The sequence below is a fragment of the Kitasatospora sp. NPDC058170 genome (genome assembly GCF_042883905.1).
GTDB lineage: Bacteria > Actinomycetota > Actinomycetes > Streptomycetales > Streptomycetaceae > Kitasatospora.
Window position 1 is genome coordinate 101,388 of record NZ_JBHVUV010000005.1, and the last position, 13,168, is coordinate 114,555.

Here is a 13,168-nt window from a genome sequence, read left to right on the forward strand (position 1 = left end):
CGGGCGCCTCGGCCCGGGGGCGCACCGCACCCGGGCCCGTCCACCCCGGCCGGGTCCACGAAACGAGAGAGGTGGCACCGGCCGTGCCCGACGCGTCCGAATTCCGGCGGGCCTCGGCCCGGGCCGTACCGCTCGGCCGGCGCGGCCGGGCCGCGCAGGGCGGCACGCCCGATCCCGCGAGTGTGGAGCGGGCCGAGCGCGTACTGCACCGCTGGCGGGGCCAGGCACCGTTCGACCAGGACGACTGGTTCGAGCGTCGGCTCGCCGCCGACGGCCTCGCCACCGACACCCTGCGCGCCCTGCTCGCCGAACCACCCGAGGCACTGGCCGAACGCCTCGGCGCGCCCGAACCGTGGGCGGAACGGCTCGCCGCCGCCTACGAGTCGCCCGCCGCCCCGGACGGGCTGCGGATCGGCGAGGAGAACGCCTTCGCCGCCGTCGCCGCCCCGCTGCTGGCCGCCGCCCGGGACCGCCTGCGGGCCGGCCTCACGGAGCTCCGCCGCACCGACCCCGGCGCCGCCGCCCTGGGCACCCCCGAGGAGCTCACCGCCCTGCTCGTCCCGGCGCTCACCGCCGCCGCGCACGCGCTGACCGTCCGCACCGTGATCACCGAGCTCCACATCGCCCGCCTCACCGGCCAGTTGACCGGCGACACCCCCGAACAGCGCTACCAGTCCTTCCTGGACCGGATCACCGAGCCCGAGCAGGCGCTGCACCTCCTCACCGAGTACCCGGTGCTGGCCCGCCGCCTCGCCCTGGCCGCCGAGCAGTGGACCGACACCAACCTCACCCTGCTGCGCCGCCTCGCCGCCGACCTCCCCGCGCTCTCCCGGGTCTTCGCCGCCGGCCGCCCGCTCGGCCGGATCACCGAACTCGCCACCGGCCTCGGCGACTCCCACCGCGGCGGTGCCACGGTCTGCGCCCTGCGCTTCGAGCACGGCACCCGGATCGTCTACAAGCCGCGCCCGTTCGGCGTCGAACTCCACTACCGCCGACTGCTGCAGTGGCTCAACGCGCGGCTGCGGCTGCCGCTGCTCGACCCGGACCACCTGGCCGGCGACGGCTACGGCTGGGCCGCCCACATCACCGCCGAACCCGCCCGCAACCAGCGCGAGTTGCGGGACTTCCACCACCGGGCCGGCTCGCTCGCGGCGCTCCTCTACGTCCTGGACGCGGTCGACTGCCATGCCCAGAACCTGCTCGCCGTCCGCGACCAGCCCGTCCTGATCGACCTGGAGGCGCTGCTCCACCCCGACCTGCGCGAGCCCGCCAAGGACCTCTCCGAGTCCGAACGCCTGGCCCGCCACCAGGCCCGCCACTCGGTGCTCCGCTCCGGCCTGCTCCCCGAGCGGATGTGGGACGAACAGGGCAACGGCGGCACCGACCTGTCGGCGCTCGGCTGGGATCCGGACAGCCTGCCGCCGCGCGCCGCCCCCGTCCTGGCCGGCCTGGGCACCGACGAACTGCGCATCGAGTACCGGCGGGTGCCCGTCGAGGCGACCGGCAGCCGGCCCGTCCCGCCGGGGCAGCCGCTGCGGACCGCCGACTACGCGGCCGAGCTGGAGGCCGGGTTCACCGAGGCCTACCGGCTGCTGGGGGGGGAGAAGGACCAGGTCCGCGCGCTGCTCATGGACTTCGCGGGCGACGAGACGAGGCTGCTGCGCCGCGACACCCTGGAGTACCGCAGCCTGCTCGCCACCGCCTGCCACCCCGACCTGCTGCGCGACGCCCTCGACCAGGACCGCCATCTGGACCGCCTCTGGGCCCTCGCCCGCTGGGAGGAGCACGCCCGCGCCTTCCTCGACCACGAGCGCGCGGACCTGTGGCTCGGCGACGTCCCCGTGTTCACCATCCGCCCCGACGGCGTCGACGCCCGCGCGGCGAGCGGTGCCGTCATCCCCGGCGTCACCGACCGCCCCGCGCTGGACCTCGCCCTGGAGAAGCTGGCCGCCCTCGGCCCGGCGGACCTCGCCCGCCAGGTGCAGCTGCTGCGGCTCTCCGTCGCCACGGCCGACGGCGCCCGGGAGCCGCGCCGGACGGCGGCGCCTGCCTTGTCGGCCGCATCGGTCGCATCGGTCGCTCGGCCCGCCGCTGAGTCTGCTGCTGGGCCCGTCGCTGAGCCCGCCGTCGACCCTGACGCCGAGCCCGCCGGGGCGGCGCTGCGGTCGCGGGCACTGGCCAAGGCCGTCGAGGCCGGCGAACAACTGCTGCGCGAGGCGTACCGGGGCCGGGCCGACCTCGCCTGGGCCGGGCCGAACTGGGCGCCGCCCGGCCGCTGGGCCCCGGCCGAACTCGGGCCGGACCTGTACAGCGGCACCGCCGGAGTCGCCCTCTTCCTCGACCGCCTCGCCCGGGTCACCGGTGAGCGCGAGCACCACACCGCCGCCCGCGCCGCCGAACTGACGCTCCGTCACCAGATCCGCCGCAAGGCCGACCGCCTCGGCGGCGGCCTGACCGGCACCGGCGGACTCCTCTACGCCCTCGCCCAGCTCGCCGCCCACCGGCCGGACCCCGAACTCGACGCCCTCGCCGAGCGGTTGGTCCGGCGGGCGGCGGCCACGGCGGGCGAGGACACCGCCCACGACCTGATCGCCGGCGGGGCCGGCACCATCGGCGGCCTGGCCGCCTGGGGAGCGCTGCGCCCCGGCGCGGCCGTCACCGACGCGCTGGCCCGCTGCGCCGAACGGCTGGTCCAGCAGGCCCGCCCGCACCCCGAGGGCGGCGCCGGCTGGCTGCCCGCCGCGCTGGCCGGCACCGCGGACCGGCCGCTCGCCGGCTTCGCCCACGGCGCCTCCGGCATCGCCTGGGCGCTGGCCCGGGCCGGCCGGCTGCTCGGCGACGAGCGGCTGCCCGAACTCGCCCTCGCCGCCCTGGCCTACGAGGACACGCTGTTCGACCCGGGCGAGGCCAACTGGCGCGACGTCCGCGAGGACGGCGGCCCGTCCGGCCCGTCCTTCCCGGTGCTCTGGTGCCACGGCGCCGCGGGCGTCGCGCTCGCCAGGGTCGAGCTGTCCGGGCTGCTGGACGGCCGCCGGGCCGAGCTGCTCCGCAAGGGGCGGGAGACCGCCCTGGAGACCGTGGCCGGCCACGGGTTCGGGCTCAACTTCTCGCTCTGCCACGGGGATCTCGGCAATCTGGAGCCGCTGCTGCTGGCCGGCGGGCCCTGGCGCGGCGCCGGTTTGCGGCAGGCCGCCGCGACCCTGGACGCCCTCGACGGGCGAGGCTGGGTCTGCGGACTGCCGCGCGGGGTCCACAGCCCCTCCCTGATGGTGGGCCTGGCGGGCATCGGGTACGGCCTGCTCCGGCTGGCCGCGCCCGAGCTGGTCCCCTCGGTGCTCGCCCTGCATCCGCCGGTCCGGGACTGACGGTCCGCGGCGCCCGTCGCCGCCCGTGCCGCCCTGCGGCTTCTCCGTGGGAGGCGCACGGAAACGGGCCCCGCGGAGAGATCTCCGCGGGGCCCGCCGTGAGGTGACGGTGTATCAGCTCGTGGTGTACGTGGTGGTGACGGTCGCGCCGCTGAAGCCCTGCTGGGCGTAGAGGCTGAAGTAGACCCAGCCGGCGGGCGGGTTGGTGATGGTGAGGCTCTCGCCGTTGCCCTGGTTGGCGGACTTCGCGAGGTACGAGCTGTTGGTGGCCCAGCTGCCGCCGTTGTAGTACAGGTCGGCGTTGCCGGCGCCTCCGGCGCTGGTGATGGTCAGCGACTTCACCCCGGCCGGCAGGTACAGGAAGCTGTAGCTGTAGTTGCCGGTGGTGGCCGCGGCGTTGTCGCGGCGGCAGTTCTTGTCGAACTGCCGGGTGTCGGGCAGCGTGCAGAGCGGAGCGGTCTGGACCGGCGGCAGGGTGCCGCAGTTGTCGGCCGCGCAGGCGGTCAGCCAGCTGGCGAAGTCGGCGTCGTACGAGGTGCCGATGGTGCTCTTGAGCAGGGTGCGGGCGCCGTTCCAGTCACCGGTGCGGTACTTGGCGAGCACCGCCTTCACGTCGTCCGGGTGCGACTGCAGCATGTAGCGCACGGCCAGGTAGCCCCACCGGTAGACCCGGTTCGAGTTGACGTTGGCGTCGGGGGTCTGGTCGTAGACGGTGTCGAAGAGCTCGCTGAGCTTGTAGGTCTTCTTGCCGGCCTCGGTGATCGCGTCGGCGTTGCGCACGTTGCGGTAGCTGTAGGAGATGTACTCCGCGATGCCCTCGACCCACCAGATGGTCGGGGTGACCATGCCGGCGTCGAAGTCGCCGTACATGTTGTAGCGGCCGTCGAGGTAGTGGGTGTACTCGTGGTTGAGGTTCCAGATCTGGAAGTCCGGACGCAGCCAGCTGGCCTCGTGGGCGATGAACCGGGCCTGGTTGCCGGCCTTGGTCGGGTTGCCCTCCTCGTACATGCCGCCGTTGTCGACCGCGATGCCGTACATCGCACCCGCGTAGAGGCTGTACTCGTAGTAGTCGTCGAAGACGACGACCTCGAGGTTGGTGTTGACGTCACCGGGGATCGCGCCGTTGTCCTGGATCACCTTGTGGAACAGGGCGTCCTCGTTGATCAGGCTGGTGCAGGTGTCCGCCAGCTGCTGCGCGGTCATCTCCTGGGCGCGGACGCGCAGGTTGGCGTTGCAGGTGCGCTCGTTGGTGAGCACCAGCGGGGGGAGCCGGGTGGGCAGGTCACAGAGGCCGTAGACGGAGCAGTTGCCCTTGTCCTTGTTCTCCGTGAACCAGACCAGGTTCATGGTGAGCGGCGCGGTGGCGCCGACCAGCGGGAAGCGGGTGACCAGGTCCTTGATGATCGGCCGGCCCTGGGCCTTGAGCTCGTCGTGGGCGACGAGGTTGCCGATCAGGATGCCGATCGAGGTGACCATGTCGCCGCCGTTGATCAGCGAGGCGTTCCGCGTCACGAACGAGGACATGGTGGTGGCGAAGCCCGGGTCGGCCTGGAGGGCGGCGATGTAGGCGGGCTGGTCGAAGCCGTCCTCGATGACGGTCTTGGTGTTGGCCACGGCGTCGGTCATCGACTTGGGCCAGGAGGTGGTGTAGTCGCCGAGCAGGCGCTTCACCGGGGCGGTGTACCGGGCGTTCTCCTGGGCACTGTCGATCAGGGTGACGGCCTCGGACAGGGTCTCGCCGTTGGCCTGGGTGACGTCCGTGCTGTGCGGGGCGGCGAAGAAGGCGTCCAGCGCTCCGCGGATCGAGGTCTGCAGCGTGGGGCCGTACTGGCCGACCACGTCGCTGTGGTACCACTGCACGTAGTAGCCGGCGCGCAGGAACTGCACCAGCTGCCCGGTGGAGGCGGAGTTGTCGCCGGGGTAGGCGGCGGCGTTGGTGCGCAGGGCGTCGGCGACGGCGACCATCTTGGCCTCGCCGAAGACCTTGCCCGCGTCGGTGCCGGTCAGCGGGTAGAGCGTGTTGAGACAGTCGAGGCTCGCGGCCTTGACGTTGGCGACCAGTGCGCTGCCCGAGGCGTTGGTGAAGGCGGAGAGGTCGCAGGTGCTGCCCGCGGCGGCCGCCGAGAACTGCTTGGCGGCCCTGGTCGGGGTGGTGGTGGCGGCGGCCTTGGGCGTGGCGGCCTTGGCGTCGTCCTCCGCGGCGAGCGGACGGCCGCCGGTGGTGGCCTCGGGGGACTTCGGGACCGGGATCGCCCGCGGGGCGGCGGCCTTGGTGGCCGGCGGCGTGGCGGCGGACGCCTGGCCGGCCGGGGCGGCGAAGCTCTGCGGGGCGAACAGGCCGAGCGCGACGAAGAAGGCGGCGCCGAGCGCCGGCACCCTTCGCGCCTGGGCCTTGGATATCCGGAAGGGACGCATCTGTGGGGGCCTCCGGGGCCGTTCGGGGCCGCGTGTTGGGGGGCGCGACCGCTCGATGTGTGACATGTAAAATGGCACATGTCGCATCGCGACGGGAAGGCCCTGGGCGGGATTGATCCCCACCGCAACCGAAACGTTGTCAGGGACCCGTACACCGGCGTGCGCCGCCACCCCCCTCCGGCGGGGCTCGCGCAGCGCCCCGCAGCGTCTCGCAGCGTGCGGAAGAGTCGGCCGGTCGGAGCCCCCGGGCCGCCAGGAATACACAGACGCATATGCTTCGTTCTTGCAACTAATACGCAATAGTGTGTACCCGGCACGATCATCACAGCTGAACTCGCCGAAAGGGGCCGTGTCCTGATGGGCACCTACTCGCTTCCCGACCTGCCGTACGACTACTCCGCGCTCGAGCGGGCGATGTCCGCCGAGATCCTGGAGCTGCACCACTCCAAGCACCACGCGGCGTACGTCAAGGGCGCCAACGACACCCTGGAGCAGCTCGCCGAGGCGCGCGACAAGGAGCAGTTCGGCGGCCTCGTCGGCCTGCAGAAGACCTTCGCCTTCCACCTGTCCGGCCACGTGCTGCACTCGCTGTTCTGGGAGAACCTCTCCCCGGAGGGCGGCGACCGCCCCGACGGCGAGCTGGCCGATGCGATCACCGAGCACTTCGGCAGCTTCGAGGCCTTCAAGAAGCAGCTCACCACCGCCACCACCGGCGTCCAGGGCTCCGGCTGGGGCATCCTCTCCTGGGAGCCGCTCGGCAAGCGCCTGATCGTCGAGCAGGTCTACGACCACCACGGCAACGTCGGCCAGGGCACCACCCCGCTGCTCGCCTTCGACGCCTGGGAGCACGCCTACTACCTCCAGTACCGCAACGTCCGCCCGGACTACGTCACCAAGCTCTGGGACGTCGTCAACTGGCAGGACGTCTCGCAGCGCTTCACGGCAGCCACCTCCGCCTGACGGACCCACGGCAGCAGAACGCCCCCGGCCCGGCCTCGGCCGGGCCGGGGGCGTTCTGAGGTCCGGAACCCGTCACCAGAGGGGTGCTCCATCGTGGAGGTACCGGGTGCGCCCGTCGTCGAGTGCGAGGAGCGCGGCGTCTAGCCGCCTGCGCAAGCGGTCACGCACCAGCCCGCGGACCTCCGATGCCGGTAGGAACGCGGCCTCGGAAAGCTCGTCGTCGTGCGGCTCCAGCCGTCCGCCGACCGAGGTCACACCGGCATCGAAGATGAAGGAGATCTGGTCGTCCCAGGGACCGTGGGGTGCCACCCAGTCCACGACCAGCAGGCCACGAAGCGCCACGTCCAAGCCCAGCTCCTCGCGCAGCTCGCGGACGGCTGCGGAGTGCGGCGGCTCGTTCGCCTCGACCATGCCCCCTGGCAGGTCCCAACCGTCCTTGTATGTCGGGTTCACCGCGAGGATCCGGCCGACCGGGTCACGGAGAAGGACGTCGGCGGCGACGCGCTTGCGGGCCTGCTTGGCGTTGCCCTCCGCGAGGTAGGCGTTCCAGGCGGCAGGGTCGGCAGGCGTGGGCCTCACGATGTTCCTCCCCGAGACGGCGGGATGATGTCGGCGAGCAGCAGCATCCGGGCAGCTCGCGCCTCGTCGAATCGTGCCAGGTACTCACGGACCATCGCGGCCCCCACCTCGACAGCTGGGACAGGCTGCCGTGCGCGGCCAGGAAGAGTCCACCGCGGCATTCTGGCTCGGCCGCTGGCCGTGCGGTGTCTTCTCGGCCTGATGAACGGTTGCCGGTGCCGCCTGGTCGACGCAGGAGCAGGGACGCCCCCGGCGTTGGGCCGGGGGCGGTTCCGTGGTCAGGTCTGGTCGGGCGGGCCGAAGAAGCCGTCCAGGATGTGCTGGGCTGCCAGGCTGGCGGGGAGGGTGCCGTCGCGGACCTGGCGTTCGAGGCCGGGGGTGAGGCGCTGGACCTCGGGGTGTTCGTGGAGTCGGGCGAAGAGCTGGTCGTGGACCATCGCCCAGGTCCACTCGACCTGCTGGTCGCGGCGCCGGGCCTCCAGGGCGCCGGTCGCGTCGAGCACCTTGCGGTGCTGCTGGAGGCGCTCCCAGAGGGTGTCTAGTCCGCTGCCGTCGCGGCCGCTGCAGGTGAGCACCGGCGGCGTCCAGGCGGCGTCCGGGGCCTGCAACAGGCGCAGTGCGCCCGCGAGTTCGCGGGCGGCGGCCTTCGCGTCGGTCTCGTGCGGGCCGTCCGCCTTGTTGACCGCGATCACGTCGGCGAGCTCCAGCACGCCCTTCTTGATGCCCTGCAGCTGGTCCCCGGTGCGGGCCAGGCTGAGCAGCAGGAAGGAGTCCACCATGCCGGCGACCGCGGTCTCCGACTGTCCGACGCCGACCGTCTCGATCAGCACCACGTCGTAGCCGGCCGCCTCCATCACCACCATCGACTCGCGGGTGGCCCGGGCCACGCCGCCGAGCGTGCCCGAGGTGGGGGAGGGACGGACGAAGGCCTTCGGGTCGACCGCCAGCCGCTCCATCCTGGTCTTGTCGCCGAGGATGGAGCCGCCGGTGAGGCTGGACGTCGGGTCGACGGCGAGCACCGCGACCCGGTGGCCGAGTCCGGTGAGCTGGGTGCCGAAGGCGTCGATGAAAGTCGACTTGCCGACACCGGGCACACCGGTGATGCCCACCCGGATCGCCCCGCCCGCGTGCGGCAGCAGCATGGTGAGCAGCTGCTGCGCGAGCGCGCGGTGGTCGGGGCGGGTGGACTCGACGAGGGTGATGGCCCGCGCGATGTGCGCACGCGAGCCGGCCAGCACCCCCTGCGCGTACTGGTCGAGGTCGATCGTCCGGGGCGGCATCGGCTCAGCGGCTCACAGCTCGTGGCCGAGGTCGGCGGCGAGCGCCTTCAGCAGGTCGAACGCCGCGTCCGGGATCACCGTGCCGGGCGGGAAGACCGCCGCGGCGCCCGCCTCGTACAGGGCGTCGAAGTCCTGCGGGGGGATGACCCCGCCGACCACGATGGTGATGTCCTCCCGGCCCGCCTCGGCGAGTTCGGCGCGCAGCGCGGGCACCAGGGTGAGGTGCCCGGCGGCCAGCGAGGAGACGCCGACGATGTGCACGTCCGCCTCGACGGCCTGGCGGGCGACCTCCTCCGGGGTCTGGAACAGCGGGCCGACGTCCACCGTGAAGCCGAGGTCGGCGAAGGCCGTGGCGATCACCTTCTGGCCGCGGTCGTGGCCGTCCTGGCCCATCTTGGCGACCAGGATGCGCGGGCGCCGGCCCTCGGCCTGCTCGAACCGCTCGACCAGGTCGCGGGTGCGCTGCACGGGGGCCGACGGCCCGGCTTCGTCTCGGTACACACCCGAGATGGTACGGATCTGGCCGGAGTGCCGGCCGTACACCTTCTCCAGGGCGTCGGAGATCTCGCCGACCGTGGCCTTGGCCCGGGCCGCGTTCACCGCGAGGGCGAGGAGGTTGCCGTCCAGCGAGCCGCCGCGCTGCGGGCCGGCCTCGGCGGCCCGGGTCAGCGCGTTCAGGGCGTCGCGGCAGACGGCCTCGTCGCGCTCGTCGCGCAGCCGGCGCAGCTTCTCGATCTGGAGGGTGCGCACCGAGGAGTTGTCGACCTTGAGCACGTCGATCTGCTCGTCGCTGTCCACCCGGTACTTGTTGACGCCGATCACCGGCTGGCGGCCGGAGTCGATCCGGGCCTGGGTGCGGGCCGCGGCCTCCTCCACGCGCAGCTTGGGGATGCCGGCGTCGATCGCCTTGGCCATGCCGCCGGCCGCCTCGACCTCCTGGATGTGCTGCCAGGCGCGGCGGGCCAGGTCGTGGGTGAGCTTCTCGACGTACGCGCTGCCGCCCCACGGGTCGATCGAGCGGCAGGTGCCGGACTCCTGCTGGAGCAGCAGCTGGGTGTTGCGGGCGATCCGGGCCGAGAAGTCGGTCGGCAGCGCCAGCGCCTCGTCGAGGGCGTTGGTGTGCAGCGACTGGGTGTGGCCCTGGGTGGCGGCCATCGCCTCGACGCACGTGCGGGTGACGTTGTTGAACACGTCCTGGGCGGTCAGCGACCAGCCGGAGGTCTGCGAATGAGTGCGCAGCGACAGCGACTTGGCGTTCTTCGGGTCGAACTGCTTGACCAGCTTGGCCCAGAGCAGCCGGGCCGCGCGGAGCTTGGCGACCTCCATGAAGAAGTTCATGCCGATCGCCCAGAAGAACGACAGGCGCGGCGCGAAGGCGTCCACGTCCAGCCCGACGTCCAGGCCCGCCCGCAGGTACTCCACGCCGTCGGCCAGGGTGTAGGCCAGCTCCAGGTCGGCCGTCGCCCCGGCCTCCTGGATGTGGTAGCCGGAGATGGAGATCGAGTTGTACCGCGGCATCTTCTGCGAGGTGTACGCGAAGATGTCCGAGATGATCCGCATCGACGGCTGCGGCGGGTAGATGTAGGTGTTGCGGACCATGAACTCCTTGAGGATGTCGTTCTGGATGGTCCCCGCCAGCTTCTCCGGCGGCACCCCCTGCTCCTCGGCCGCCACGATGTACAGCGCCAGCACCGGCAGCACGGCGCCGTTCATGGTCATCGACACCGACATCCGGTCCAGCGGGATGCCGTCGAAGAGCTGGCGCATGTCGTAGATGGAGTCGATGGCCACGCCGGCCATGCCGACGTCGCCGGTGACGCGCGGGTGGTCGCTGTCGTAGCCGCGGTGGGTCGGCAGGTCGAAGGCGACCGAGAGGCCCTTCTGACCGGCCGCCAGGTTGCGGCGGTAGAAGGCGTTGGACTCCTCGGCGGTGGAGAAGCCCGCGTACTGGCGGACCGTCCAGGGCTGGTTGACGTACATGCTCGGGTAGGGCCCGCGCAGGTACGGGGCGATGCCCGGGTAGGTGCCCAGGAAGTCCAGGCCGGCCAGGTCGGCCGAGGTGTACAGCGGCTTGACGCCGATGCCCTCGGGGGTGTCCCAGACCAGCTCGTCGACGTCCTTGCCGGTGGCCTGCCGCCAGGCGGAGCGCCACTGGCCGTCGCCGACCGCCGCTCCCGCTCCGCCGTCCAGCCCGATTCCGGTGAAGTCGGGAATCATCGCGCCACTCCGTCCGTGTCGAGGACCCCGGCCGGGATCTCGTTCAGGCTCTCGCCAAGGGTCGGCGTCGGGGCCTCGCCGAGGATCCGGTCCAGCAGCGAGGTCAGGACGGCGACCGCGTCGCCGCCCGCGAAGACGAAGTCGTCCACGCCCGCCCGCTCGTACGTCTCGCGCTGCTCACCGGGACGCCCGGCCAGGAGCACTCGTGCGGCGCCCGCCGCCTTGAGCGCCTTCGCGACCGCCTCGGCGTGCTCGCCGTAGAGCTGGTCGCTGGAGCACAGGCAGGCCACGGTGGCGCCGCTGGCGGTGAACGCCTCGGCGAACGCCGCCGCGTCGGTGCCCGCCACGGAGGTGGTCGCGATGCCGCCGGCCTGGAACAGGTTGGCGGCGTAGGTGCTCCGGGCGGTGTGCGCGGCGGCCGTGCCGATGGAGGCCAGGAACAGCCGGGGGCGCTCGCCGGTGGCGGCGAGGTGCGCGTCCGAGCGGGTGCGCAGCACCTCGTACGCCTCGGAGCGGCGCACCCGGGGCAGTCCGCCGCCGGGCCGGGCCGGGGCCGGCGTGCGGACCAGCGGCTGCTCGTCCAGGTTCGGGAACTCGCTGACGCCGGTGACGGGTTCGCGGCGCTTGGCCAGCGCCTTGGTGCGCACGGCCCAGGTGGCGGCGATCCGCTCGCCGACCAGCCCGGCGGCCAGGGCGGCGCGCTGGCCGCCGGCCCCCTCGATCTCCTGGAACCAGGCCCAGGCGGCCCGGGCCAGTTCGTCGGTGAGCTGCTCCACGTACCAGGAGCCGCCGGCCGGGTCGACGACCCGGGCCAGGTGGGACTCCTCCAGCAGGATCGACTGGGTGTTGCGGGCGATCCGGCGGGCGAAGGCGTCCGGCAGGCCGAGCGCGCTGTCGAAGGGCAGGACGCTCACCGCGTCCGCGCCGCCGACCCCGGCGGCCAGGCAGGCCACCGTGGTGCGCAGCATGTTCACCCAGGGGTCGCGCTCGGTCATCATCACGGTGGAGGTGACGGCGTGCTGACGCTGCGCCGACGCCTCCGCGGCGGCGCCGGAGACCTCGGCGACCCGGGCCCAGAGGCGGCGCGCCGCACGGAACTTCGCGATCGTCAGGAACTGGTCGGCGTCGGCCGCGTAGCGGAACTCCAGCTGGCCGAGCGCCGCGTCGACGGTCAGGCCGGCGGCGGTCAGCGTCCGCAGGTAGGCGACGCCGGTGGCCAGCGAGCAGCCGAGCTCCTGCGCGGGGGAGCCGCCGGCCTCGTGGTACGGGAGGGCGTCGACGGTCAGTGCCCGGACGCCCGGGTACTCGGCGGCGCAGCGGGCCGCGAGCGCGGCGGCGTCGGTGAGCAGGGCGTCGGTGGGGCCGTCGTCACCGGTCCGGGCCAGCAGGCCCAGCGGGTCGGCGCCGAGGTTGCCGGTCGCGGCGCCGGGGGAGACCTCGCGCTCGCGCAGCAGTGCGAACAACTGCTCGGCGGCGGCCACCGATTCGGGGCCCGCGTCGAGCACGACGGCGGCCAGGTCGAGGTAGACGCCGGACAGCGCGTCAGGCAGCGCCGTGACCGGCAGACCGTTGCCGCCCAGCTCCAGCCAGATCGAGCTGCCGCCGTTCTCCAGGTCGGCGAGGACCGCCTCGTTGGTGCGGCGCGGGTCGGGATCGGCGTGCCGCTGGCGCAGGTCCCAGCCGGAGACGGACGCGCCCTGGGGCCGCCCGCCCCGCACGAACGGCGGGAAGCCGGGGTAGCCGGCGTCGGCCGAGGTGTCCTCGGCGGTGTACAGCGGACGGGCGCGCAGCCCGTCCTGGAGCGCGGTGGTGAGCGCCTCCTCGGCGGCCGCGCCGTCCGCGGGCGCCGCACCCGACTTGCGCAGCACGCCCTCGACGAGGTGCTGCCACTGCTCACGGGTGCCGGCCGGGAACTCGGCGGCCAGGGGAAGCCCTTCGGGCGGGACCGTCATGCCCCGCAGGTTAGCGGTCGGTGGCGGGAGCGCAGCAGAGGCGGAGGGTGTGACCTTTCCCTCCCTTTGCACTCCGTTGCACTCCTGGTCACGCGCCTGGGGGGTGGGAGGAGGCGCAGAGGGGGGTGAGCGGCGGGAGGGAGGGGTCGGCGCGCGCGACGGGAGGGGGCCGAGTGGCACGGGGGAGGGGGCCGGGCGCGGAAGGAGAGGGGGGTGGAGAGGGGGGTTGCGGGCTGACGGGCATCATCTATTAAGTTACTTAGTAGAAGGTGGCGGATGGGGACGGTTCCCCCCTCTGTCACCCCCCTGCCTTGTTTTGCCCTGCCTCGCTCCGCCTTGCCGTGCCCTCGCGCGCCCCTGCTGTGCCCCTTTTGTAGTGGTTCGTCCGGTAGTGCCCAGC

The 13,168-nt window shown here is 73.2% G+C and carries 7 protein-coding genes; 2 read left to right on the forward strand and 5 right to left on the reverse strand.

The genetic code is table 11. The features are described 5' to 3' along the window. Positions 1–83: 83 nt before the first annotated feature. Entirely contained in the window at positions 84–3,365 is a 3,282-nt protein-coding gene (lanM, locus tag ACFVVX_RS07950; RefSeq protein WP_387942641.1) for a type 2 lanthipeptide synthetase LanM, read from the forward strand. Positions 3,366–3,479: 114 nt separating this feature from the next. On the opposite strand, the gene ACFVVX_RS07955 is transcribed toward lanM, so the two are convergent. Next, complete coding sequence (locus ACFVVX_RS07955; RefSeq protein WP_387942643.1) at positions 3,480–5,780, reverse strand: M9 family metallopeptidase; 2,301 nt, start codon at positions 5,778–5,780, stop codon at positions 3,480–3,482. Positions 5,781–6,137: 357 nt separating this feature from the next. Here ACFVVX_RS07955 and ACFVVX_RS07960 point away from each other — a divergent pair, with 357 nt between their 5' ends. After that, complete coding sequence (locus ACFVVX_RS07960) at positions 6,138–6,740, forward strand: superoxide dismutase (RefSeq protein WP_387942645.1); 603 nt, start codon at positions 6,138–6,140, stop codon at positions 6,738–6,740. 72 nt (positions 6,741–6,812) lie between these two features. Here ACFVVX_RS07960 and ACFVVX_RS07965 read toward each other — a convergent pair whose 3' ends face one another. From ACFVVX_RS07965 to ACFVVX_RS07980, 4 genes are all read right to left on the reverse strand, one after another. Then, positions 6,813–7,319: an NUDIX domain-containing protein gene (locus ACFVVX_RS07965; protein WP_387942647.1), complete on the reverse strand. Its 507-nt coding sequence runs from the start codon at positions 7,317–7,319 to the stop codon at positions 6,813–6,815. A 278-nt stretch (positions 7,320–7,597) separates the two neighbouring features. Then, positions 7,598–8,599 (reverse strand): methylmalonyl Co-A mutase-associated GTPase MeaB, encoded by a 1,002-nt coding sequence (gene meaB / locus ACFVVX_RS07970; RefSeq protein WP_387942649.1) that lies wholly within the window; start codon positions 8,597–8,599, stop codon positions 7,598–7,600. A gap of 12 nt (positions 8,600–8,611) precedes the next feature. Next, a complete protein-coding gene (gene scpA, locus ACFVVX_RS07975) occupies positions 8,612–10,816 on the reverse strand; it encodes a methylmalonyl-CoA mutase (protein ID WP_387942651.1) in 2,205 nt (734 codons plus the stop codon). After that, entirely contained in the window at positions 10,813–12,768 is a 1,956-nt protein-coding gene (locus tag ACFVVX_RS07980) for a methylmalonyl-CoA mutase family protein (protein ID WP_387942653.1), read from the reverse strand. Before ACFVVX_RS07980 ends, scpA begins: the two co-directional genes overlap by 4 nt. Positions 12,769–13,168 lie beyond the last annotated feature (400 nt).

Coding starts and splice junctions, on each gene's coding strand:
- ACFVVX_RS07955 (WP_387942643.1), bottom strand. CDS start 5,780: ATGCGTCCCTTCCGGATATCCAAGGCCCAGGCGCGAAGGGTGCCGGCG.
- ACFVVX_RS07960 (WP_387942645.1), top strand. CDS start 6,138: ATGGGCACCTACTCGCTTCCCGACCTGCCGTACGACTACTCCGCGCTC.
- meaB (WP_387942649.1), bottom strand. CDS start 8,599: ATGCCGCCCCGGACGATCGACCTCGACCAGTACGCGCAGGGGGTGCTG.
- scpA (WP_387942651.1), bottom strand. CDS start 10,816: ATGATTCCCGACTTCACCGGAATCGGGCTGGACGGCGGAGCGGGAGCG.
- ACFVVX_RS07980 (WP_387942653.1), bottom strand. CDS start 12,768: ATGACGGTCCCGCCCGAAGGGCTTCCCCTGGCCGCCGAGTTCCCGGCC.